Origin of the sequence: Clostridium aromativorans, from assembly GCF_020908015.1 — a bacterium.
In the GTDB taxonomy this organism is placed as follows: domain Bacteria; phylum Bacillota; class Clostridia; order Clostridiales; family Clostridiaceae; genus Clostridium_B; species Clostridium_B aromativorans.
In genome coordinates this window covers 37,059-59,556 of sequence record NZ_JAJJPB010000022.1, presented here as the reverse complement: position 1 = coordinate 59,556, position 22,498 = coordinate 37,059, and the positions used below count along the sequence as shown (strand labels likewise).

Below are 22,498 nucleotides of genomic sequence, written 5' to 3'. Positions count from 1 at the left end.
CTTTATCTGGGGCTGCTCAATAGCTTCTCTCATATCAAGTACAGGTCCACAGGGAAGTCCTGCACTATCAAAAAGCTCTTCTATATATTTTCTCTTTTTGGTAGACGCCCACTTTCTTATAACATTTTGTAAATCTCCCACATAATTTTTACATCTCAGATCATTAGTCTTAAATTTTGGATTCTCTAAAAGTTCTCTGTGTCCTATGGTTTCACAAAATATATTAAACAACTTATCATTACCTACTCCAATAGCTACATATCCATCCTCTGCCTTAAAAATATCAAAAGGTGCAATAGAAGGATCTATATTCCCCTGTCTCTGAGGTATTTCACCTCCGACAGTGTAGTTAACAATTCCATTCTCAAGCAAACTGAAAATAGTGTCAAGCATGGCAACATCAATCTGCTGTCCCTTGCCTGTCTTTTCTCTTGAATAAAGTGCCATTAAAACCCCTAAACACAAAAATACTCCTGTTACATTATCTGCAATTGAGGGTCCAACCTTAGTTGGTGGTCCATCAGGAAATCCTGTCATATTTACCATTCCACCCATTGATTGTGCTACTATATCATAGCAAGGTCTATTTGAAAGCGGTCCTGTCTGCCCGAAACCAGAACTAGAGCCATATATGATTCGTGGATTTATTTTTTTAAGCGTGTCATAATCTACTTTTAATTTTTTTGCCACCCCACCTCTATAATTTTCGATAACAACATCTGCATCTTTCACCAGATCATAAAACATTTTAAGGGCCTCTTCATTCTTCAAATTCAGAGTTATTCCTTTTTTATTTCTATTTACAAAAGCAAAAAAACCGCTTTCACCACTTTTTTTATCAAAAGGCCCCCAAGTCCTGCATTGATCTCCACGGGGAGATTCAATTTTTAAAACCTGAGCCCCATGATCTGCCAACATCATTCCACAAAAAGGTCCGTTATAAGCATGGCACAATTCCAGTACCTTAATTCCATCAAGAGCTTTAGTCATTTTTATCCTTCCTTCTAAAATGATTTAAAATTTATAGGTTCACGGTTTGCCTTATAAAGGCAAATCGTGATTTTTTTACACGTATTATATATTATCAATCTAATTTAGAGGGCTTATCTTGAGGTCCTCTCTGAAATTCTTTCTCATACAAAACTACAGATTTTCATTATTCTCTTTATTCTCCTTGCTTTCCTTTCCAGCTGCTGAAAAAAGTAAACTTCCAGATTTATCACATGCAAGACCTAAAAATATTCCAATTAATATCGAAGGAATAATGTAAAGATTTCCTCCTGCAGCAAAGGTTGAAAAAGATCCGAAGAAAGCTCCAGGTATATAAGATAATATTTTTATCTTGCTCTGTATACACATAAGAAAAGTTATCGCAGTAGTTAGAAGTACAAAAACAGCTGTAGAATCAAATATACTACATAGTTTTATTGATATAAGCGCATATAAGGCTCCTGTCATAGTAGTGCAGATACAGGATTTTACAGCTTCTTTGCCTTTCTCAGGATTTGCAAAATAAGATGTACAGCCTGCAAATCCTCCCCATACCAATAAGTTTGCAAATCCTGCAACTAAGCCCCACAATCCACACAACAAAGCTGTCATAAGGCTTAATGAAAATATATAACTCATTAACTCACCTCATCATTCATAACAGTGTTTAACAACTACATTATGAGATTTTCTGCCCTCTTTCCATTTTACTTCTCCTGGAAGTATACAATCTTGAACAGGACAAACATTCATGCATAAATGGCAGCCTACACAGTTATCCTTTATAGTAGGTTTTCTTTTTTCACTATCCCAGTCTATAGCTTGATGTGATCCATCAGAGCAGGAAATATAGCATCTTCCACATCCAATACATTTATTCTCATCTATATGTGGCACTATCTGAAAATCACGATCCAATTCTTCCGCAGGGATTATCTTTGGAATAGCATTTCCAACTAATTCCGAAAGACTCTTTATACCTCTTTCCTCCATGAAATATCCAAGACCGCTTATCATATCTTCAACAATTCTGTAACCATACTGCATTACTGATGTAGTAACCTGTACATTTTCACAGCCCAAAAGTATAAACTCCAGTGCATCTCTCCAAGTTTCAATTCCTCCAATACCCGATACCGCTATATGTCTTATTTCACTATCCTGCTTTAGATTTGCTATAAATCTCAGAGCTATAGGTTTTATAGCTGCACCAGAATATCCGGATATAGAAGATTTTCCATCTACTACAGGCATTCCGGTATAATTTTCAAGGTCTATGTTTGTAATCGATTTCACTGTATTGATAGCAGAAATTCCTTTAGCCCCAGCTTTTACTGCTGCCCTTGCAGGTATCTCCATTGAGGTTATATTAGGTGTCATTTTAGCTATAACAGGAATTTTTGTACTCTCTACTACAGCCTTCGTATATTTATATACCAAATCAGGATTTGTGCCTACATCTGATCCCATAGAATGGGAAGTCATTTGTGGACATGAAAAATTGCATTCTATTAGATCTGCTCCAGCATCTGTAACATTTTTAGCCAGCGTTTTCCATTCATCGCTGTTTTCCCCCATAATACTAATTGCCATAATTTTATTAGGATACTTTTTTTTGAGTTTTCTTATATCCTCACAATTTTCTTCCATAGACTTTTCAGATATCTGCTCCATATTTTTAAAACCTGTCCATGCAGAAGTATTTCCGTTTATATCAAATCGTGGTGAACACTCATCTGCTATAAAAATACCAACAGTTTTGAAGAATACCCCTCCCCATCCTGCTTCAAAAGCTTTGGAAATCATTTCATAATTACCTGCAACGGGTGAAGAAGATAGGAAAAATGGATTTTCACAGTTTACTCCAAGGAAATTTATAGATAAATCTTTTTTCATGATTATCTTCCCTCCTTTTTAGAGACGTCGAAATATTCAATAATTTCATTTGCTGCCTCTTTTCCTTCTTTTACAGCTTGCACCACAGTAGCTCCGCCATTTTTAAAGTCTCCTGCAATAAAAACATTTCCCCCAAACTTAGTCTCTCTAAATCCCTTTTCACAGGTCTGGCCTATAGCAAATATAATCTCATCTGCTTTTATCTTCATTTCAGAATATCCATCTCTTGATTTACACTTTAGAGCCTCTACTTTTCCATCTTTTCCGAGGATCTCTTCAGGTGCAAATTCTGTAATTATTGGTATTCCCATATCTTGAGCATACTTAAGTTCAATAATGCCTGCTGGTGCCTCCTCAATACTTCTTCTGTATACTATAGTCACCTTTCCATCTGTAAGTTGCCTTGCAGTTGTAGCACAATCCAGTGAAACATCTCCAAGCCCTATAACTACAACATTATTTCCAAGTTTTATTTTTCCTCTATTTATTCTGGCATCTTCTAAAAATTCTAGTGCTCCTTTAACTCCTTTAAGATTACTTCCTTTAATTTCTGGGATCTTTGTTTTAGAAAGACCTATTCCTATAACTACAGCATCGAATTTTTTCGAAAGCTCATTTATTTCCTTAGGTTCCACATGTCTATTAAATACAATTTCTACTCCCAGGTCTGTCAAGCACTTAATATCCTGATTCACAACTTCCTGGGGAAGTCTGGATGGAGTTATCCCATGAGATAACATACCACCAGGTATACTCTTTTCTTCAAGAATAGTAACATTGTATCCTTCAAGCGCCATCTTTGCAGCACAAGCTATTGATGCGGGTCCGGAACCTATACAAACAATTTTTTCCTTTCTGGAGGCCTTACAGGGTTCTAAAATTTTCATATCATACAGTTTCTCATATCCAATAGCAAATTTCTGCAGATCTCCTATTTGTATAGGCTTGTCTATTCCTGTACGACTGCAGGCACTTTCACATAATTTATCATAGGGACATACCATGGCACAGGTGGCACCTAAAATATTATTTTTTCTTATAGTTTCAGCGGCACCCTTGAAGTTTTTAAATCGTATGGAGCGTATAAATTTACCAGGATCCGTTTTTGCCGGGCATTCTCTGCTGCAAGGTGCATCCTCGCAGAGCATACACCTCCCCGCTTCTTCTAAAGCTGCCCTAACATTATATTCTTTCTTGTACTGTTCTTCATAATCTAATTTAACCACTTCAGTCATACTTTTCCCTCCAATTATAATAGATATCTTTTCTTAAATTACAGTGCATTTTCCTCTTCTTAAGAACTCTCCTCTTCCTTCTTTTCCTGTATATTCTCCGTCTTCTGCAATAACTTCTCCTCTTGAAAGTGTCATAACTGGATAACCGCTTAATTCAAATCCTTCAAAAGGTGTATAATCAACATTTTCATGGAGCATGTTAACTGTTACCTTCATTTTTTTATCAGGATCATAAATAAACATATCTGCATCTGATCCTACAGCTATAGTTCCCTTCTTAGGATACATTCCATATATTTTTGCAGGATTTGAAGCTGTGACTTCAACTATCTTTTCGAAACTCAATCCATTTTTAGGACCATATGTTAACATAAGTGGCATTCTAAGTTCTATTCCTGGAGCTCCATTTGGTATTTTACTGAAATCATTTATACCCAATTCTTTCTGTTTCATAAAGAATGGACAGTGGTCTGTTGATACAGTTTGCAGATCTCCTTCTCTAACAGCCCTCCATAATTCACTCCAATTGGATTTATTCCTAATAGGTGGTGACATTACATATTTTGAACCTCCAAAATTCTCTTCATGGTAACATTCCTCAGAAAGGAGCAAATACTGTGGACATGTTTCTCCCATTACCGGAAGTCCTTTGGCTCTGGCTGCCCTGATTTCCTCTACAGATTCTTTACAGCTGCTATGAACAACCATGAGAGGAGCTTTTGCTATCTCTGAAAGAACAATTGCCCTGTTAGCTGCCTCTCCTTCAATTACAGCAGGTCTTGAAAGAGGATGATATTCCGGTCCTATTTTCCCTTCTTTTAAGAATTTTTCCGTCAAATATTTTATTACATAATAGTTCTCACAGTGTACTCCTATTATAGCTCCTTCATTAGATGCAGTTTTAAGTATTTTTATCAGATCATCATCTTCAACCCTCATATTATCATATACCATAAATACCTTGTAACTACTGTATCCTGCCTGCACCATTTTAGGTATTTCTTCGAGAGTTTTACCTTTTGTATCAGTTACTGCAATATGAATTCCATAATCAATGCAAGCTTTACCATCAGCTTTTTCTCTCCATATCTTAGCTGTATTTTCCAAGGTATCTCCAATAGGCTGAATTGCATAATCTATAACAGAAGTTGTTCCACCTACAGCAGCTGCCCTTGTTCCTGTTAAAAAATTATCACTGGAGAAGGTGCCTCCAAAAGGCATATCCAAATGTGTATGTGCATCAATTCCTCCCGGGAAAACATATTTTCCCTCTGCATCAATTACCTTTTTCGCATCTGAATCTGCTATTTTTAAAGATATCTCTTCTATCTTGCCATCCTTTATTCCTATATCTCCTTTATATCTGTCAGAAGCTGTAACTATAATCCCATTTTTAATTAAGGTATCAAATTTTCCCATTTACATATCTCCCCTTTTAATAAAGTTTTACTGTGCATCTATATTTAAAATAGCATTAAGCAGTACATTAGCTCCCTTTAAACAGTTCTCAACCGGAGTGTATTCGATTTCACAATGACTATGCCCATCAATACTAGGTACAAATATCATACTTGTAGGCACTACATCTGCTGCGTATTGTGCATCATGTCCTGGGCCACTATACATTCTCTTGCTCGAATATCCAAGATCGTCTACAGCCTTCGCAACTGCTTCAACATTGTTTTTATTGAATACCACTGTGTTACGACCCCAAAGTTCTTCATAAGAAACCTCACATTTGCTAATTTCTTTCGGAATTTTATTTATTATATCAACTACTTGACTTATCACCTTAGGATCCTGATGTCTTGCATCCAAAGTAAATTTCACATCATCTGGTATTATTGTATGGATATTTGGCGAACAAGTTATTCTTCCGGTAGTGTATACCAATTTACTATCCAATTTATCTAACTCATTGTGAAGCCATATTATAGCGTTAGAAGCTGCAAATAGAGCATCCTTTCTGTAACTCATAGGAGTTGTACCTGCATGGTCTGCCTGCCCTTTAAATGAAAATTCATAATTTACCATGCCACATACACCTTCAACTATACCTATATCTTTCTTCTCTGCATCAAGTACTGGTCCTTGTTCTATATGCAATTCAAATAATGCCTTCACATTTTTAGGATCCATTCTATTTTTAATGTCACCCTTATATCCACTTGCCTCAAGTGCCTCTTTAAATGCAGTTCCTTTTGTATCTTTAGATTGAAGCATTTTCTCTTTCTCAAATTTTCCTGTTATAACGCCTGATGACATCATTGCAGGATCAAAACGAGCTCCTTCCTCATTGGTCCATACTATTACAGTTATTGGATGTCTGTGAGGTATTTTTTCAGTAGTTATTGTTTCAACAGCTTCCATAGCAGTTAAAACTCCAAGTACTCCATCATAGTTACCTCCCTGGATAACTGAGTCCAAATGAGATCCTGTCATAATCCATGGTAATTTCTCATCTCCAGGAATGGTAGCATATATATTTGCCATATCATCAGTTACAATATGAGCACCCATTTTTTTCATTCTATTGCAAAATTCAGTTCTGGCTTCAAGTGCAGCAGGTGACAAAGATAATCTTGTAATTCCACCTCTTCCAGTAGCTCCAAACGTGCTAAAAGTTTTAATTTTTTCCTCAAGCCTTTTTTCATTACATTTAAACATAATCATCTCTCCTTTAAATAATATTTATTTAATAAACAATCTATTTACAATATCTTGATATTAATCTGTGGACAGTACTCTGTGAAATATTTAAATATTTAGCCACTTCATAGAAAATCTTATATACCTTTTTCGCCCTTCTCACAATTTCCGCCTTATACCTGTCTATGATTTCATTCAAGTCATATATTCCATGTGTATAGAATTAGTCTGTTCTATAATATCAAAGTTATTCTTTTTAAAGGTCCGGTAATACTTCCCGTCAGAACTTCCTTAGGAATTATATAATTGGGAAAAGGTGCACTTATAACTAAAATCTCTAAAAGATATTCAAGTTCTCTTATGTTGCCAGGCCAAGAGTAATTATTCAATATTGTTTTTGAATATTCAGATAAATTTATCATGATATTGTATTTAATGTTAAACAAGTTTAAATAGTAATTAAGCAGTATGTCTATGTCTTCTCTCCCTAAGAGGTGGAATTTTAACTACTCCAAGGGCCAATCTGTAATACAGGTCTTCCCTGAACCTGCCTTTCTTTACTAATTGGAGCAAATCCTTATTTGTAGCTGCAATTATTCTGATATCTATTTTTTTTGGATGGATTGCTCCTACAGGAATATATGTTTTTTCTTGAACTAGCTGCAGCAATTTTGCCTGTAATGTAAAAGGAAGTTCTCCAATTTCGTCTAAAAAAGGTGTACCTAAATTAGCCTGTTCTACAATTTATAGTCACGAAAGGTTTGTTCTTCCTTAAGCTTAAGTCATATATCCTATTTGCCAGGAATGTTTTTCCTGTGCCTGATTCTCCAAGCAGCAGCAAATTTATGTCTCTAATAGATAGCTTACCTATACTAACCAGCAGTTCTTTCATTTTTTTACTTTTAAATTTTACTGAATTTACTGAGTTTATGGTATTGAAATACCCATTCTTCTTTTTTAATTTTCTGACTTTACGATTTATTGATTGAATTGTATTTTTTAGTTGAGTGGCTTCACTTATATCTCTGCAATTTTCAACTACATATATAACCTCATGGCTTTCATTAATGTTCTTCAAAAGCCCCCATTGCAATAAATTGCAATTCCTTTTCCATCCGTGATAAAGATTTCATCAAAGGAGTTTTCCAGCACATATTCAAGAAATCCATTTATTCTCTTACCTAATATAATAACACAAATCTTATAATCTGTACATTCGGTTACATACAATTTCTCCAGATCCATATACATGCTTTCAAGAAAAGTAACTTTATTTTCTGGATTCATATTTAAATATAGCGACTGTAGATAAAATAGGATTTTCTAAAACATCCACAGAACTTTCAAAAGGAGCGTCTTCAGGTTTAGTAATTACAATGTAAGATCTACACTCAATAGTTATTTCATTTTCTTTACTTTCAATTATTCTTCCGACAAATTCCATATAATCTCCCGCATGAACAGGATAAAACAGTCTTACATTCGGTACGGCCTTACATCTTCCTATATTTCCAAACTTTTTTGAAGCTATACTATCAGCCAAATCTCCCATAAGTGTTATTGATCTGGAACCATTTACAATGCCGCCGCCATAGAATTCATCCTTTGAAGACATTCTATACCTAAAAGAGTATGTCTTAATACTTTCCATGTTTTTTCCTCCCTAATTAAACATTGACTGCATATTTTACAGTTTAACTTCTCTCCAGGGGTCCCTTATAATCCCATCAGGTTGTTCTCCCCTCTGTAATTCTTTTTTCACTACTAAAATACTTGTGGCTTCAGCAATTAATTTAGGCTTCTCAAAATATGTCATAAGTTCTTTCGGCACATTGCCCTTATTTATTCTCCATGTAGGAGTTGCAATTTTATACGTCTCAAGTCTTATGGTTCTTGAAGTGTTCCCGGACTTAATTAATGTAGCTTTGAATTCCAAGTAATCTCCCAAATATACATCCTCATAAAATTCAGCATTATGATATCCAAGACAAAGGGATTCATCTCCAAAACATAGAATCATAATTTCAGTTTCTACATCTCCCCAGTAGTCAAATTGTCTGGTGACATTTATAATTCCCTGATCATTTGCAAAATCTTCAGTTGAAATTTTTTTATTTAATACAGCTGTTTCTCTCATAATTACCTCCAAAAATCTAAAATATACCTTCCTTCCTCATATCCATATTCTTATTCACTTAAATTAAACAATTTCTCATCATATTGTCATGTTGTCCTAAAAGAGAAACTGTAAAATCATGTTTCCCGAATTTCCCCATCATTTTAAACCTCATTTTATACATGGTCGATTATAAGAAATTCGGGATTTACACACTCACAAGCTAATTCTAATAAATACTAGTCTATTTTAAATGCTTTATCTTGAACCCCTCTCTGAAACTCTTTCTTAACTACCAGAGTTCCTGTTGCTCTACCACAAAGAAGTGGTTTTTCCAGCACATTTGCTGCCGATATAGCCATGTTTTCATCTCTTGTAAGTTCAATATATTTGTATGCCTCAAACTTACAAGTTCTGGAACTTTTTCCTTCTTCCTCTATCCATCCTACATATTCCATGAAATCTCCTGCATAAACAGGTGCTGTAAATTCAATATCCTTATAACCTGCAAACAAGCTTTCATCTCCATCATTTCTTATCATCAATTCTGTTCCTACATCTCCCCAGAAATCCACTATATGTGATCCATTTACTAATTCTCCTGCATAATGTGCCTCTCCTGCAGACATTCTAACTTTTAAACTTACCTTTTTACCTATCATTTTAAATCCCCCTTAAATATAAATTTTATTTAAAAATGCTTCCACTTACTACCAGTTGTTGAATTTCATTAGTTCCTTCATAAATCTGAGTTATCTTTGCATCTCTCATCATTCTTTCCACATTGTAACCTTTCATGTATCCATTCCCACCAAGCATCTGTACAGCTTCAGTTGTAACTTCCATTGCAGTATTCGTACAAGCATATTTTGCCATAGCAGCAGGAACAGTATATGATCTTCCATTATCCTTTTCATAAGCTGCTTTATATAAAAGCAGTTTCGCTTGCTCAATTTTTATTTTTAATTCTGCCATTTTAAATCCCAGATACTGATTTTTATACAAAGGCTTGCCAAACTGCTCTCTTTCCATTAAATACTTTCTTGCAATTTCAAATGCTCCTTCTGCAATTCCTATTCCTTGGGCTGCGACTCCCATTCTTCCTCCATCAAGAGCATTCATAGCTATTTTAAATCCTTTACCTTCTTCTCCTATTAAATTCTCTTTTGGTATCTTAACGTTTTCAAAGAAAACCTCTGAAACTTTTGCAGAACGTATACCCATTTTATTCTCTATTCTTCCAATTCTTATTCCTGGCGTATTCATTTCAACAATAAATGCAGATAATCCCTTAGTTTTAGCTTCCGGATTAGTAGAGGCAAATACAATACAGTAATCTGCTAAAGGCCCATTTGTAGTAAAACACTTTGATCCATTTAAAATGTAATAATCATTTTCTCTTTTTGCCTTCGTTATAACTCCTGATGCATCCGAACCTGCATTTGGCTCTGTAAGACCAAATGATCCTAGAGACTTTCCTGAAAAAACTAGAGGTAGATATTTTTTCTTCTGCATTTCTGAGCCAAAATTATTTATACAGCCTCCATACAAGGATGTACATACAGAATATGAAATTCCCATAGATGCATCAACTTTAGATATTTCCTCAATAGCAAGCACATATTCCATATATCCTGCACCAGATCCACCATATTCTTCAGCATACGGCAAACCAATTAACCCTGTCCTACCTAACTCTCTATATGCTTCTATAGGATATTCACTATTTTCATCTCTTTCTAAAACACCTGGAAGCAAATAATCTTCTGTTAGTTTTTTAACTGTATCAACGACTTGCTTTTGCTGAGCCGTTAATTCAAAGTTCATTAAAAACACCCCTTTCTAAGAATTCTTTGTTTTTAAATATGTTCATCTACATATTAGAGCAACTTATGTGCCAATCATAATTTTGTGTAATTCAAATACAGTCTTTTATATGTAGAATCAATAATAGCAATTATCCTTAAATAAAAAAGTTATTAGAAAGCAGTGTTATATTAATCTATATAAGTCAATGTTGAATTATTTATGCAACCCAATACTGAATTTTTAAGTCATAAATGAATTGTTTTATTTATAAATTAATTTTTGATAAGACCACTGATATAAAAATTACTATACATCCAATAATCATCTTTTTAGTGAATACTTCTCCTAATAAAAGTACAGACAATAACAGACCAAATACTGATTCCAGTGATATGAGTATTGATGTATGTGTATCAGAAGTATATTTTTGTGCAACATTTTGAATTGAAAATGCAATAGTAGTATTAAATATTACAAGATATAATATTCCAATAACAGCTTTATTATCTATCACGTCAATATTAGGTTCAAATATTAAGGCACTTATAAGCGTAAGTAATCCTGCAGTTACTAATTGAATGGTAGTCAATTGTATTGGATCAATATCTTTAACATAAATACCTATAAACACTATTTGAAAGGCAAACACCAAAGCATATAATAACGTTAGACCATCTCCATAAGCTATAGAAAAATCTTGTTGTAAACTTAAAAAACCAATTCCAATTAACATCATAAAACCTGCTAATATAGAATTAATAGTCGGCTTTTTTTTAGTTAATATCCATGAAATAAATGGGACCAATACAGTATATGAGGCTATTAAAAATGCTTGTTTTCCTGCTGTAGTATATTTAAGACCCACAGTCTGAAGTGTTTGTCCAACGTACAAGAATATTCCGATAATAACGCCCGCCGATATGGTTTTTCTACCTATCTTTCTTATTTTATTAAAAAATATTATCATAATAAGTAATCCAGAACACAAAAATCTAAACGATAATAGATACAATGGGGTAATACTTGATAAAGCTATTTTGGCAGCTATAAAGCCTCCTCCCCATATAACAGCAACTAATAACAGAGAAATATCTGCAATTAAAGATTTTTTCTTCATTGATAAATTTTTCATTTCTATGCTCCTTTGTCTATTACATAATAAAAAGTCTGCTATAATATATTAATAGTTATATAATATCAATTCCAATAGTTTTTCTCAATATAAGGTGCAAAATGCAATATAATACTACTTTATAAAATCTGTTTGACATGGTAAAAATTTTATGTTAGTGTATAAAAGTAATGGTGATGGAGTTCACCATAATTGCGGATGCGCTAATGACTCCTGTTTTAAATTATTAAGACAGGAGTTTAATTATTTTTTGATAAATTGTATCTTAAGTTTATACACAATAATTAAAATAATAATCAAGGAGAAAAATAAATGAGAAAGTACATTTTTATTGGATTGGGTGGTTTTTTTGGCGCAATACTAAGAAGTTTCATAAAAAATACTAATATTTTAAATCACAACACACTAATACCGTTTGATACATTATTTATAAATATTAGTGGAAGTTTTATGTTAGCTTTTATCCTTACAACAGTAATTAAATACTTAAAAATCGATGAAAATATACAGCTTGGAATTTCAACAGGATTTGTAGGAACATATACAACATTTTCTACATTATGTAAAGAAATGGTAGCCTTAATAACTAATAATTCTACTACGCCGCAATATCTTATGTTATTATCTCACTATTAATTGGTTTTACTGCTGTATACCTTGGCATATTTGCTGCAAATAAATTTAATTCAGCAATGAAGAAATTTCAAAATAAATCAGATAATGAAAAAAATATTCAAGATATAGATGATATAATTTAAATTTTAGGGGGATATAACATGAATTATTTACTAGTTGGCGCAGGTGGCATACTAGGAAGTATTACAAGATATCAACTCGGGAAAGCAATATCCGGACACACTAATACTAAATTCCCTTTTGGAACATTTATAATAAATATAACCGGCGCCATTATACTTGGTATTTTGACCTCTGCTCACCTCGGAACCAATATGTACTCCTTTCTGGGAGATGGATTTTTAGGTGCATATACAACCTTTTCCACAGCTATAGAAATTAGCAATCGCACATCCAAGTGTAAGTGAAATTATATAAAATGGATCTACAAATGCTAAAAAGTTTAAAATTTCACTTATCCTAAATCCTATAGGTCCAAAGTAAGAAAATTGCCCCAGTGCAATAGTTGAAACTATGTATAGTGCAGCAACTAAAGATATTTTCACAAGTTTACTAGTCTTATTCACTTAATTTGCCTCCAACTCCATCTAAATCTGAATCACATCTTATATCTATATCATCTAATACTTCAACTCTATCGTAATAACTTGTTTGAATTAATTTGAAAAGTTCACTTTCATAAAACTTTTCTATAAGGGAATTATTTCTCTTTACTTTTGTAGTATTTTCGCAGAATATATTTATTGTAACACGTTCAAAATAATCCAATGCTAAATATAAATCCTTTCTAAGTCCTTCTACAGTTTGATTTTCCATACCAAATAATAAGTTTACCCAATCAAAATTTTCAAAGTTGCATGCTCTTCTATTTCCAATGCCTTTATTCAATACGTTCTCCCTATATTTTATATTAAAGCTCTCAGCCCCAACTATAAATTTCAAATCTGTAGGTGCAAAATATTTTCTAAATAAATTTATATCATTTTCATACTTTACATGGCTTTCCATAATAAGTTGTTTTATGTTTTTATTCCTACATAATTTTATGAGTTCAAATATAGTTGCAACATCTAATTCACTTGCACTTCCAGAGTTCATCACTTGAAGAACTCCATATTTTCCAGTAACCTTTGAAAGTATTTCATGATTCAATTTATGATTTCGAAATGCACTTACATCTCGATCTAGATGATAATCACAAAACACACACCTTCCCCAACAACACCCGCTTCCTCTGAGAAGCACCACTTCTCTTGGCAGCCTCTTAATCACTTCTCCATATCTCTTTAATTTAGGTAAATTCTCCATATTTCCTCCCGATATTGTATGATTAAATTTTAAAATACATCAATATAAAATATATAAAACAAGACATGGAACTACCCTGATATGTAAAATAGATTTTTAACACAAAATAAAAAGGCAGTAAAATTACCACCTTTGAATTACAAAATAGACTATTTTCATAGTCAATCCATAGTTTTATTTATAGACAGGATGGTTTCGAACTGTCTTCTATGTACTTTTATGTATTATTATATATTATAAAGTCCACAAAATCAAGGTTTCTTGAGGATTATCGTTTTTTCATTTATTATTAAATACTATGAAATGTTATTAAAAATTGTATTTTATGTTTGCAAATATGTTTGCAAATTATACTTTAAATTGAAACATATATGCAAGTTTATACAATAATATGTTATAAAAATAAAAACTCCAACTTAAATTTAGGTTGGAGCTTTTATCATATAATATTAATCTATCTTATCTTTATAATCATCATTTCCATCTCTGTATTAACGTCAAGTCCTCCTGTATTTATAATTTTTTTATCCAGATCATTGCAAATCTCCAAATTATAAGCAAGATCTTGAATTTGATATTTCTTTGCAATACTACAGAGTCTCTTACAAAAATATTGGTTCAACTTGTACTCTTTTGCTATATCACTATAATTTTTATTAGCCATCATCCCTGATTTACAGTATATTAGCCTGTTATATTGTTTCTCAATACTTCTTATAATCTGAACAGGCTGCAACCCGCTATCGAGTAAAACATTTATAATGCGCAGTTCATCAATTTTTCTGTTTTCCGATACGGCATTTAAAAGATCCAGAATATCATCATCATCCAGTGAACAAAAAACATCTTTCACTTTTTCTATAGATATAGTATCCATAAACTTAAGCTTATCCAGATCATTGATAAACATATCCAGATTTGAACTGCTATTTATCATGAAGTCAATTATCTTATTATTTATATTCAATTTATTGTCCTTACAAAACGATTTTAATATTTTCTTCTTTTCCAGAGTATCATCTGAATCCATGATAAGTTCCATACCCTGTTTCTGCAGTTCCTTCATCCTTCTGCTGATTTTTTCTCTTTTGTCCCTCTTGTAGACATACAAAACTAAGATTGTAAAATTAGGAAGGCTCTTGACATATTTCTTTAAACATTTAAATATACCCAGCTTGTCTTTGTAATCATCATAGAGGAAATCCGCTTTTATAACGATTACCCTTTTTTTGCCCATCAAAGGCAGTGTCTCGCACTTTGATATTATTTCTTCAGGTTTTACCAAGGATTTAATATCTATTTCTGAAATATTTAGTGGTTCCACTCCCTTTTTGACAGAATTCAACTTCTTTAAAATACTGTATTCGGATTTTGAATACAGTATAATTTTGTTGTCCATTAACATTTCCCTCCATTGTCACATATAATAATCTTTAAATCGCTTATTCCTGAAAACTGTTTATATCCTTTTTCGAGCCATGTATATCCTTCTTCAAGTATGTTTTTTTCTTTCAAAGTGGCAGGTACAATTTTTATTTCCATAACTTTATTTATAAACATCTTGGACTTTTCAAACGTATCTCCCAATGCCTTATACTGTGGTAACTTCTTGAAATTTTCTACCATCTGTTTTTTCGCAAAAGTAATTTTTTTAACCTTTTCTTCAAAATCCACTTCATTGTAATTAGTATTCTCCACACCTTTATTAGATTTTCCTTCAGCAGGTTTTCCAACAAAACTACCTGCCTTTATAACCGCTAGTTCAAGTGAAGTTCTATCCTTCGAATCTATTTTTTGAAAAAGCTCTATAGTATTAATAACTTCCCCTTTAGTAACTTTCAAATTAGACAGCCTTGTAATATCAGTGTCAGTCATGGGAATAACAGAATTGGCTTCACTGCCCATAACCTTACTCATTAGAATATGCCTGAGAAACCTCATAAAATCTTTGATAAATACATTGAAATCAATACCTTGATTATCTAAATAATTTATCAGCTCAAGACTTGCAGGGATATTTCTTTGAAAAATATACGAAGAAAGCTTGAACATATTTTCATTACCTGAAACACCCAATAACTCGGATACCTCTTTATAAGACACATTATTTAAATCCTTGACCTGATCTAAAATACTTACTGCATCTCTCATTCCTCCGTCAGATACTTTAGAAATCAATACTAAACTTTTATCATCTACCTTTATAGATGACTTTTCCGAAATATATTTAAGCCTTTTATAAATATCTTCTATACTTACCCTTCTAAAATTAAACCTCTGGCATCTCGATAAAATAGTAGCAGGGAGCTTTTGCGGATCTGTAGTTGCCAGTATGAATATTGTATTTTGGGGAGGTTCCTCAAGAGTCTTTAAAAAGGCATTGACAGCCTCCTGTGTTAGCATGTGTACCTCGTCCAGGATAATAACTCTAAATTTTGCTTCCGTAGTTGGATAATTAAGTGAAGATATGATATTTCTCATGTCCTCTATTCTTCTTTTAGAAGCCGCATCCATCTCAATTACATCAATACAGTTTCCATCCTCTATTTTTTTGCACATTTCACATGTACCACAAGGTTCACCATCTTTAGGATTCAAACAATTTACAGCTTTGGCCAGAACTTTGGCTGTAGTAGTTTTTCCCGTACCCCTGGTGCCAGAAAAAAGATATGCATGTGAAACATTCTTTTTTACAACCTGGTTCCTTATTATTTCAGTTATATGCCCCTGTCCTACTATATCACTAAATCTTTTGGGCCTAAATTCATTGTATAACATAATACATTCCACCTTTCCTTTTTTATAAACAAAAAACAGCCAAAATTTTATCAGCTGCTTTTGTTGAATACTTTTATATTTTCTTATTTAGATTTTCGCAAAGTTTATTATATTCCTTTGAAGTAGTTTCTCTCAGTTCTCTAGTTATTGTATAAAGCATATGAGCTCTTAGCCTATCCAATCTATCTGCTGATCTGAATAATTCCAATATATATTTGTCCAGTTCTTGGACACCATCAAGATATCCGTTAATATAGCTACACAATGCTATTTTTGATATGTTTTCTTCATTAGCAGGATATGGTTCCTTTATAATAAGTAAAGAGTTAATATTCATATTTCATTCCACCTTTCTTTATTTTTAGCCTTATATGGCCCAAACAAATTGTTACCTCAAAGGTATTGACCAAATTATTTCTCACTTTTAATATGTGGTAAAAACTAAAGCATAAATTGTTTTTTATAAAAAATAAAGAATTCCGGCAATACAATTAGTACCGCCAGAATTTTTCATTTCAAGTTCAATTTTAGAAAAAGTTTATTAGTCTGTTTATACTGTAGTATACTTATTTGCTGAATCATCTGCATTTTTCTTCTCAATTTTAATTGTAAGATCTGCAGCATCCAAATATTTAAGAAAGTTTCTTAAAGTTGGGGAATTACCATCTTTCTCAATTCTAGATATTACCTGTTGCTTTAACCCTGATCGTTCGGCAATTTTGTTTTGAGATATTCCCATCTCTTTTCTTTTTTGTACTACTTCTTTTATAAGTTTAAACTCCCGATCTGCTTGGATATAGGCATTTTTAAAATCTTTATCCTCTTCCATTCTCTTTTTTATTTCTTCTCTTACATTTACTTTTTTAAATGGCATATTTAACACCTCCTATTACACAAATTTTTTATTGAGATATCTGCCCAGTTCTTTAGCTCTTTTTATTGCTCTATTAAGTTCAACTTTTTCAGCTTTCCCTTTTTGTTTTTTACAGGCATGAAGTATATAAAAATTATCTTTATCAGCTATAACATACATAAATCTATCTTTATAATTAAATTTTATTTCCCAAAGTTTGTTTTTAAGCTGCCGTGTGATTAATAAATTGAGAGCACTTAGTCCTTCATCTTCAAGTAGCTGTTTTATTCTGTATCCTTCTGCACTTTCATCGCAAGGTAAATTATCCAAGTATTCATTTATTAGATCTTTTCCTCCATTTGTTTCATAGTCCCATACATTCATGTTTAGTATTATTCCCTTCTTGTAAGGCATATATACAACAAAAATATTGTATTTTATAATATGATTATACACCATTTTTGTTGTATTTTAAATAATCTTTTACCTTTTATATAGATCTTATAACTGATTTTTAAAATTTCCCATTATTTAAGCTAAGTTATAATGGCTTACATTTTATTTACATTTATCAATCTTACTGGTAATACAATCCCTGTATAATTATCACTGTCTTTCTTCTTTATAACTACTGGAGATACATTGTTTGAAAAGTCAAATTCCAGTTCATCATCTTCCTGGGATAATAACACATCAGAAATATATTTTGAATTGAATGCAATTTTTAGCTCTGAGCCCTGAAAGTCTTTCACTTTAATCTCTTCCTCTACTCTTCCAATGGAAGATTTGGCCAACAAATCAAGATTACCATCTTTTGTAAATGACAATTTTACAAGCTTGTTTTCTCCCGTAAGTATAGCTGCAGCCCTGCTCAAAACAGATGCCAGATCCATTCTGTCTATTGTGCACACAGTATCGCTATTTTCAGGAATTATTTTTTCCCACTTTATATAGCTGCCTTCCAATGGAACACTGCTTATAAAAACTTCATTAAATGCAAATTCAATTATGCCTTTTGAAATTTTTACATTAACATTCTGCTCGTCATTTTCCAGTATCCTCTGAAGTTCTAATGCTGACTTCTGTGGAACTATAAAAGATACATTTTCATCACAATCTACAGGGAGACTACTTACGCACATCCTATATCCATCCAGAGCAACAAGAGTCAATTTCCCATTTTTAACTTCAAAAAATACTCCGGTAAGTACAGGTCTTGTTTCATCATGTGCAACTGCAAAAATGACCTCTTTTAAGGCTTTTTTGAATTCCTCTGATATTACGTTTACCTCTACTTTACTTTTAATTGGCTTTATAACAGGAAAAGCATTTATATCCATAGATACAATATTGGATTGAGACTTTCCTGAAACTATGGACACCGAGTTATCTTTTTCTTCTGATTTTATAAGCAATTCCTGGTTTGGGAGGGCTTTTACATACGATAATAAGAATTTTGAATTTACCAAAATGGCTCCATTTTCAAAATCCATGCATGTAAAAGCTGCTTTAATTGTAGTTATAAGATCTGTACACATAAGCGTTACTTTGCCATCTTTTACTTCTAATAGAACTCCATCCAGATTTTCATTCAAATTTGTCTTTGTACAAGCTCTAACAACCTTTTCCAACGCATCTTGAAAAATTCCTTTTGTCGTCCTAAATAACATAATACATTCCACCTTTCATTTTTTTATAAACAAAAAACAGCCAAAATTTTATCAGCTGCTTTTGTTGAATACTTTTATATTTTCTTATTTAGATTTTCGCAAAGTTTATTATATTCCTTTGAAGTAGTTTCTCTCAGTTCTCTAGTTATTGTATACAGCATATGAGCTCTTAGCCTATCCAATCTATCTGCTGATCTGAATAATTTCAATATATATTTGTCCAGTTCATTGACACCATCAAGGTATCCATCAATATAACTGCACAATACTATTTGAGATATTCTTCCTTCCTTCGTAAGAGATGGCTCTTTTATAAGCAGTAATGAGTTTATATCCACAATACACTCCACCTTTCATTATTTTTTAACCTTGTATAGTCAAAACCAAACGTTACCCATATAAGAGCATTTGCAAATTTCCTTTATATATTTAATATGTGGTAAAAACTAGAGTTTCAACTTATTTGTATAAAAAATTCCGGAGACACACCTAATCATCTCCAGAACTTTTATAATTCAATACACATACTTTCTAACCTACAATATGCTTAAGATAATCATCTATGCCTTTATACGAAGGATTCCACGTACATACTCTTATATCACTGAATCCTTCTGATTTCAGATATTGTATCAGCTTTACCTGATTTTCCATGACTTGTGAATTATCAAACCTATCCATATCATAAGCTACAAAAATCCGTTCTGCTTTCATTTTCTTTAAAATTTCCGCACAACCATTATAAGAGTTTACTCCTGGAACTGCCAGAAATGTTGTATCTGATAGAATTCCAGCTACTGTTGCCTTTAATGCTCCCTCGGTAATAGCCACTTTTTTGCCGGAATGTTTTGAATTCCAATAAACGTGGAAAAAACCTTGAGCAGAACATCCCCTGTCCATGTAGCCTGATGAAAACCATGGATATTTCTTCTTGATTTTTTCGCCGTTTTTTCTTATCTGACATCCCTGTATTCTGCCATACATATCTCTTACAGGTACAAGAAATCCCCCTTCTTTTGGAGTCCAGAATGTCCAATTTTTATATTTGCTCGGATAAAACCCTGGAATTCCTTTAAGGGAAAAACCGCATTTCTGAATTTCTATACATATTTTTCTTTTCAGATATTTACTTTCTGGTAGAGTTGCATACCCATTTTTACGGATATCTTTTTCAGTGAGACCTCTCAAAACAAGGTTTTCCAAATGTTTATCACTTACGTAAAGCAATGATATAAGTTTTCTATAAACCTTATCTCTTGTATCTATATCAGCCATTGGAATTACAGGCTTGTTTAACTTCTTTTCCATTTTCTTAATTTTTTTCACAACACTGATTTTTACGTCAAACCCCATGATTTCCTTAAATGCCTCTTTAGTTGAACAACTATGAAGTTCAGCATACAATTTTATATTTGAACCCGCAGCTCCGCATTTTACACATCTATACACATTTTTATAGTTTGGATTTCTTCTATCCGTTGGTGTCAGGTAGAAATGTCCGGGTTTTGCACCACAGAAAGGACACGTTGCTGTGAATCTGTATCCTTCTTCTTTTATGTCTGTCAATCCACACATGTAAGCAACATTTAATATGCTTAATCTAGGATCAGTATCATAATCTATTTCCATCAAAAGCACCTCCTTATATTCCCTTATATTTTTAATATGTGGTAATTTAAAAGCTGCCATATTAAATGACAGCTTTTTATGTTACAATTTAGAAAGTTTTTCGCCCAAAATATAAATCTCCCTGGTAATCATTTTTAATTCTTCTTTTCTTATCTTTAATCCCGATTTGCTCAGTGACCTTAATTCATTCAAATCATCCAGTTTATTTTCCATTTTTCTTTTCAATATCTTCTTTTTTGTTTTCATATACCAGAGCCCCCTTACCTCTATATCATTAATTTAATTTTTAGAAAGGTACATCACCAACCAAACTCATGTCCGACTCAGGAATATAGTTAGAATTTCCTGTAGAATGGCTTGTATAAGACTTTGGAGAAAGATACTTGGTTTCCTCCGCAATAACTTCAGTAACAAACCTCATACTGCCATCTTTGGCTTTATAACTTCTGGTCTGAATTCTGCCGCTCACTGCTATAAGTTTCCCTTTACATGTATTTTGTGCAGCAGCTTCGGCAATTTTCCCCCATAAAACAACAGGAATGAAATCTGCCTGCTGATGTCCTTCTTTTTTTACTTTCCTGTCAACAGCCAGATTAAATATGACAACCGGTATATTGCTTCCCGGAGTAAATTTCAAATCAACGTCTTTAGTCAACCTTCCAATTAATACAACTTTATTCACAATACATTCCACCTTTTTTATTTATTTATGACATACAAAAATATTATTATTAAGAATGCCAACGATGCTTCACAACCCTTGTCTCCTGACTTGGCAAACTTGAAAATATTTCTGCAGAACATAATTGACAAAGCAACTATAGAAATAACTTTCAAAATCATTGCTCCCATATATGTCATGGCTAAGCCGCCTTTCTGCTTTCAAAAAGTTCATCTACAACACTTTTACAGAAGCATGCAATTTGCTCCGTATTTCTGATATCTTCTGTATAAATCACAGGTTCATCGTACAAAAGACATATTTTGTTGAGAATTTTTATACTGTATACGGCACAAGCCATTGCCCTTTTCCTTAAAAGCATCTGGCCGGCAACATACTCTCTGAATTCTTCTCCCTGGTATTTAAAACGTGCAATAGTCAATATGTTCTCTGTATCAGCAACCGTCCTTACATATTCGCTGAAATCTTTTTCAACAAATCTCAAATTTTCAAGAGTTTCATTATCCTTTATTTTTGCTGCTAATTTTCCGATTCTTTCCTTGTACATAACACACTCCACCTTTTCATTTTTTATAATTTTTTATAATTTTTGATAATAAAAGAAGAACTCTCAATGTCTGAAAGTTCTTCTAAAAATTTTTATAATTATTGTCATAATAGAAATTGTTTCCCGTACTTCTTAATAACTTTTTATATCATATCCAAGCAATGTTCTGACTGCTGAAAATTTAAGTGCATCCAAGTGCGTGTCCATATCTCTCGAACATACATCTTCACCGAATGTATTAAACCCCAATGTTACATCATATTTCCCATTTTCTGAAGAATTGATTGAAAACAAATCACTTTCCTTAAATCCATGCAAGTTTAGTGTATGTTTAATTTTATCTTCATTATTGCAGGTCAGAATATACATTATAGCATCATAATATTCCTGCTTCTCCTCTAATTTTGTTTTAAGTTCATTCTTAGAATTCTCCAGCATAATCTTTTCATGTTCCAAATCTTCTATTTTTCTTTGTGAAGCAAATTCCTTTTTTGCTGCTATACTTTTGTTCGTGAATTTTGATAATAAATTCAACATAATATATTCCACCTTTCAATTTTTAGCTTTA

29 protein-coding genes, 3 pseudogenes and 1 riboswitch are annotated in these 22,498 nt (G+C 32.6%); of the genes and pseudogenes, 2 read left to right on the top strand and 30 right to left on the bottom strand.

Features of this window, described 5'->3' with window-relative positions:
* The 15 genes and pseudogenes from LN736_RS14495 to LN736_RS14435 form a co-directional block, all read right to left on the bottom strand.
* Positions 1-990, bottom strand: a 990-nt coding sequence (locus LN736_RS14495) for a CaiB/BaiF CoA transferase family protein (RefSeq protein ID WP_229981806.1), incomplete at its 3' end; no start/stop codon positions are given.
* Positions 991-1,143: 153 nt separating this feature from the next.
* Positions 1,144-1,629: a DUF1097 domain-containing protein gene (locus LN736_RS14490; protein WP_119972302.1), complete on the bottom strand. Its 486-nt coding sequence runs from the start codon at positions 1,627-1,629 to the stop codon at positions 1,144-1,146.
* Positions 1,630-1,641: 12 nt separating this feature from the next.
* Positions 1,642-2,889: an NAD-dependent dihydropyrimidine dehydrogenase subunit PreA gene (gene preA, locus LN736_RS14485; RefSeq protein WP_407647182.1), complete on the bottom strand. Its 1,248-nt coding sequence runs from the start codon at positions 2,887-2,889 to the stop codon at positions 1,642-1,644.
* Positions 2,889-4,121 carry an FAD-dependent oxidoreductase gene (locus LN736_RS14480; protein ID WP_229981805.1) on the bottom strand — a complete coding sequence of 411 codons (1,233 nt, stop codon included), beginning with the start codon at positions 4,119-4,121 and terminating at the stop codon, positions 2,889-2,891. Before LN736_RS14480 ends, preA begins: the two co-directional genes overlap by 1 nt.
* 33 nt (positions 4,122-4,154) lie before the next feature.
* Positions 4,155-5,540, bottom strand: a complete 1,386-nt coding sequence (gene hydA / locus LN736_RS14475; RefSeq protein WP_229981804.1) for a dihydropyrimidinase — start codon at positions 5,538-5,540, stop codon at positions 4,155-4,157.
* Between the two features lie 27 nt (positions 5,541-5,567).
* On the bottom strand, positions 5,568-6,788 hold the full coding sequence (locus LN736_RS14470) for a Zn-dependent hydrolase (protein WP_119972313.1): 1,221 nt from the start codon (positions 6,786-6,788) through the stop codon (positions 5,568-5,570).
* 40 nt (positions 6,789-6,828) lie between these two features.
* A complete protein-coding gene (locus LN736_RS19240) occupies positions 6,829-6,969 on the bottom strand; it encodes a helix-turn-helix domain-containing protein (RefSeq protein ID WP_407647181.1) in 141 nt (46 codons plus the stop codon).
* A gap of 34 nt (positions 6,970-7,003) precedes the next feature.
* Positions 7,004-7,216, bottom strand: a complete 213-nt coding sequence (locus tag LN736_RS19295) for an AAA-type ATPase lid domain-containing protein (RefSeq protein WP_456064440.1) — start codon at positions 7,214-7,216, stop codon at positions 7,004-7,006.
* A gap of 13 nt (positions 7,217-7,229) precedes the next feature.
* Positions 7,230-7,662, bottom strand: a pseudogene (locus tag LN736_RS14465) (sigma 54-interacting transcriptional regulator).
* A gap of 182 nt (positions 7,663-7,844) precedes the next feature.
* On the bottom strand, positions 7,845-8,015 hold the full coding sequence (locus LN736_RS14460; RefSeq protein WP_162920280.1) for a hypothetical protein: 171 nt from the start codon (positions 8,013-8,015) through the stop codon (positions 7,845-7,847).
* Between the two features lie 25 nt (positions 8,016-8,040).
* Positions 8,041-8,421, bottom strand: coding sequence for an acyl-CoA hydrolase (locus LN736_RS14455; protein ID WP_229981803.1), 381 nt, complete (start codon positions 8,419-8,421; stop codon positions 8,041-8,043).
* A 36-nt stretch (positions 8,422-8,457) separates the two neighbouring features.
* Positions 8,458-8,907 carry a beta-alanyl-CoA:ammonia lyase gene (locus LN736_RS14450; RefSeq protein WP_229981802.1) on the bottom strand — a complete coding sequence of 150 codons (450 nt, stop codon included), beginning with the start codon at positions 8,905-8,907 and terminating at the stop codon, positions 8,458-8,460.
* A gap of 218 nt (positions 8,908-9,125) precedes the next feature.
* On the bottom strand, positions 9,126-9,548 hold the full coding sequence (locus LN736_RS14445; protein ID WP_119972331.1) for a hotdog fold domain-containing protein: 423 nt from the start codon (positions 9,546-9,548) through the stop codon (positions 9,126-9,128).
* A gap of 25 nt (positions 9,549-9,573) precedes the next feature.
* Entirely contained in the window at positions 9,574-10,713 is a 1,140-nt protein-coding gene (locus tag LN736_RS14440) for an acyl-CoA dehydrogenase family protein (RefSeq protein WP_119972334.1), read from the bottom strand.
* Between the two features lie 247 nt (positions 10,714-10,960).
* Positions 10,961-11,827 (bottom strand): DMT family transporter, encoded by an 867-nt coding sequence (locus tag LN736_RS14435; protein ID WP_119972337.1) that lies wholly within the window; start codon positions 11,825-11,827, stop codon positions 10,961-10,963.
* A 163-nt stretch (positions 11,828-11,990) separates the two neighbouring features.
* Positions 11,991-12,050, top strand: a riboswitch (Fluoride riboswitch).
* A gap of 89 nt (positions 12,051-12,139) precedes the next feature.
* Here LN736_RS14435 and LN736_RS14430 point away from each other — a divergent pair.
* Both LN736_RS14430 and LN736_RS14425 read left to right on the top strand, forming a co-directional pair.
* Positions 12,140-12,463 (top strand): fluoride efflux transporter FluC, encoded by a 324-nt coding sequence (locus LN736_RS14430; RefSeq protein WP_229981801.1) that lies wholly within the window; start codon positions 12,140-12,142, stop codon positions 12,461-12,463.
* 140 nt (positions 12,464-12,603) lie between these two features.
* Positions 12,604-12,831, top strand: a pseudogene (locus LN736_RS14425) (CrcB family protein); the annotation flags it as partial.
* A gap of 9 nt (positions 12,832-12,840) precedes the next feature.
* Here the strand turns inward: LN736_RS14425 and LN736_RS14420 are convergent.
* From LN736_RS14420 to LN736_RS14350, 15 genes and pseudogenes are all read right to left on the bottom strand, one after another.
* A pseudogene (locus LN736_RS14420) lies at positions 12,841-13,029 on the bottom strand (QueT transporter family protein); the annotation flags it as partial.
* A complete protein-coding gene (locus LN736_RS14415; protein ID WP_229981800.1) occupies positions 13,022-13,771 on the bottom strand; it encodes a hypothetical protein in 750 nt (249 codons plus the stop codon). The gene LN736_RS14415 and the pseudogene LN736_RS14420, both read right to left, overlap by 8 nt.
* A 454-nt stretch (positions 13,772-14,225) precedes the next feature.
* Complete coding sequence (gene holA, locus LN736_RS14410; protein ID WP_179977649.1) at positions 14,226-15,170, bottom strand: DNA polymerase III subunit delta; 945 nt, start codon at positions 15,168-15,170, stop codon at positions 14,226-14,228.
* Positions 15,170-16,549 (bottom strand): DNA polymerase III subunit gamma/tau, encoded by a 1,380-nt coding sequence (dnaX, locus tag LN736_RS14405; protein ID WP_179977650.1) that lies wholly within the window; start codon positions 16,547-16,549, stop codon positions 15,170-15,172. The genes holA and dnaX overlap by 1 nt, the downstream gene beginning before the upstream one ends.
* A 73-nt stretch (positions 16,550-16,622) precedes the next feature.
* A complete protein-coding gene (locus LN736_RS14400; RefSeq protein ID WP_179977651.1) occupies positions 16,623-16,886 on the bottom strand; it encodes a hypothetical protein in 264 nt (87 codons plus the stop codon).
* A 213-nt stretch (positions 16,887-17,099) separates the two neighbouring features.
* Entirely contained in the window at positions 17,100-17,423 is a 324-nt protein-coding gene (locus LN736_RS14395; RefSeq protein WP_179977652.1) for a helix-turn-helix domain-containing protein, read from the bottom strand.
* Between the two features lie 15 nt (positions 17,424-17,438).
* Positions 17,439-17,786 (bottom strand): type II toxin-antitoxin system RelE/ParE family toxin, encoded by a 348-nt coding sequence (locus LN736_RS14390; protein WP_179977653.1) that lies wholly within the window; start codon positions 17,784-17,786, stop codon positions 17,439-17,441.
* Positions 17,787-17,953: 167 nt separating this feature from the next.
* Entirely contained in the window at positions 17,954-19,072 is a 1,119-nt protein-coding gene (dnaN, locus tag LN736_RS14385; RefSeq protein WP_179977654.1) for a DNA polymerase III subunit beta, read from the bottom strand.
* A 74-nt stretch (positions 19,073-19,146) separates the two neighbouring features.
* Positions 19,147-19,410, bottom strand: coding sequence for a hypothetical protein (locus LN736_RS14380; protein WP_150358386.1), 264 nt, complete (start codon positions 19,408-19,410; stop codon positions 19,147-19,149).
* 193 nt (positions 19,411-19,603) lie between these two features.
* Positions 19,604-20,701 (bottom strand): DUF3854 domain-containing protein, encoded by a 1,098-nt coding sequence (locus LN736_RS14375; protein WP_179977655.1) that lies wholly within the window; start codon positions 20,699-20,701, stop codon positions 19,604-19,606.
* Between the two features lie 81 nt (positions 20,702-20,782).
* A complete protein-coding gene (locus LN736_RS14370; protein ID WP_179977656.1) occupies positions 20,783-20,947 on the bottom strand; it encodes a hypothetical protein in 165 nt (54 codons plus the stop codon).
* Between the two features lie 40 nt (positions 20,948-20,987).
* Positions 20,988-21,383, bottom strand: coding sequence for a single-stranded DNA-binding protein (locus LN736_RS14365; RefSeq protein ID WP_150358384.1), 396 nt, complete (start codon positions 21,381-21,383; stop codon positions 20,988-20,990).
* Between the two features lie 17 nt (positions 21,384-21,400).
* Complete coding sequence (locus LN736_RS14360; RefSeq protein ID WP_179977658.1) at positions 21,401-21,562, bottom strand: hypothetical protein; 162 nt, start codon at positions 21,560-21,562, stop codon at positions 21,401-21,403.
* Between the two features lie 2 nt (positions 21,563-21,564).
* Positions 21,565-21,930 carry a DUF3232 domain-containing protein gene (locus tag LN736_RS14355; protein WP_179977659.1) on the bottom strand — a complete coding sequence of 122 codons (366 nt, stop codon included), beginning with the start codon at positions 21,928-21,930 and terminating at the stop codon, positions 21,565-21,567.
* A 132-nt stretch (positions 21,931-22,062) separates the two neighbouring features.
* A complete protein-coding gene (locus tag LN736_RS14350) occupies positions 22,063-22,467 on the bottom strand; it encodes a hypothetical protein (RefSeq protein ID WP_179977660.1) in 405 nt (134 codons plus the stop codon).
* Between the last annotated feature and the right edge of the window lie 31 nt (positions 22,468-22,498).

Coding starts and splice junctions, on each gene's coding strand:
- LN736_RS14490 (WP_119972302.1), bottom strand. CDS start 1,629: ATGAGTTATATATTTTCATTAAGCCTTATGACAGCTTTGTTGTGTGGA.
- LN736_RS14480 (WP_229981805.1), bottom strand. CDS start 4,121: ATGACTGAAGTGGTTAAATTAGATTATGAAGAACAGTACAAGAAAGAA.
- hydA (WP_229981804.1), bottom strand. CDS start 5,540: ATGGGAAAATTTGATACCTTAATTAAAAATGGGATTATAGTTACAGCT.
- LN736_RS14470 (WP_119972313.1), bottom strand. CDS start 6,788: ATGTTTAAATGTAATGAAAAAAGGCTTGAGGAAAAAATTAAAACTTTT.
- LN736_RS14460 (WP_162920280.1), bottom strand. CDS start 8,015: ATGGATCTGGAGAAATTGTATGTAACCGAATGTACAGATTATAAGATT.
- LN736_RS14455 (WP_229981803.1), bottom strand. CDS start 8,421: ATGGAAAGTATTAAGACATACTCTTTTAGGTATAGAATGTCTTCAAAG.
- LN736_RS14450 (WP_229981802.1), bottom strand. CDS start 8,907: ATGAGAGAAACAGCTGTATTAAATAAAAAAATTTCAACTGAAGATTTT.
- LN736_RS14445 (WP_119972331.1), bottom strand. CDS start 9,548: ATGATAGGTAAAAAGGTAAGTTTAAAAGTTAGAATGTCTGCAGGAGAG.
- LN736_RS14440 (WP_119972334.1), bottom strand. CDS start 10,713: ATGAACTTTGAATTAACGGCTCAGCAAAAGCAAGTCGTTGATACAGTT.
- LN736_RS14435 (WP_119972337.1), bottom strand. CDS start 11,827: ATGAAAAATTTATCAATGAAGAAAAAATCTTTAATTGCAGATATTTCT.
- LN736_RS14430 (WP_229981801.1), top strand. CDS start 12,140: ATGAGAAAGTACATTTTTATTGGATTGGGTGGTTTTTTTGGCGCAATA.
- LN736_RS14415 (WP_229981800.1), bottom strand. CDS start 13,771: ATGGAGAATTTACCTAAATTAAAGAGATATGGAGAAGTGATTAAGAGG.
- holA (WP_179977649.1), bottom strand. CDS start 15,170: ATGGACAACAAAATTATACTGTATTCAAAATCCGAATACAGTATTTTA.
- dnaX (WP_179977650.1), bottom strand. CDS start 16,549: ATGTTATACAATGAATTTAGGCCCAAAAGATTTAGTGATATAGTAGGA.
- LN736_RS14400 (WP_179977651.1), bottom strand. CDS start 16,886: ATGAATATTAACTCTTTACTTATTATAAAGGAACCATATCCTGCTAAT.
- LN736_RS14395 (WP_179977652.1), bottom strand. CDS start 17,423: ATGCCATTTAAAAAAGTAAATGTAAGAGAAGAAATAAAAAAGAGAATG.
- LN736_RS14390 (WP_179977653.1), bottom strand. CDS start 17,786: ATGAATGTATGGGACTATGAAACAAATGGAGGAAAAGATCTAATAAAT.
- dnaN (WP_179977654.1), bottom strand. CDS start 19,072: ATGTTATTTAGGACGACAAAAGGAATTTTTCAAGATGCGTTGGAAAAG.
- LN736_RS14375 (WP_179977655.1), bottom strand. CDS start 20,701: ATGGAAATAGATTATGATACTGATCCTAGATTAAGCATATTAAATGTT.
- LN736_RS14370 (WP_179977656.1), bottom strand. CDS start 20,947: ATGAAAACAAAAAAGAAGATATTGAAAAGAAAAATGGAAAATAAACTG.
- LN736_RS14360 (WP_179977658.1), bottom strand. CDS start 21,562: ATGACATATATGGGAGCAATGATTTTGAAAGTTATTTCTATAGTTGCT.
- LN736_RS14355 (WP_179977659.1), bottom strand. CDS start 21,930: ATGTACAAGGAAAGAATCGGAAAATTAGCAGCAAAAATAAAGGATAAT.
- LN736_RS14350 (WP_179977660.1), bottom strand. CDS start 22,467: ATGTTGAATTTATTATCAAAATTCACGAACAAAAGTATAGCAGCAAAA.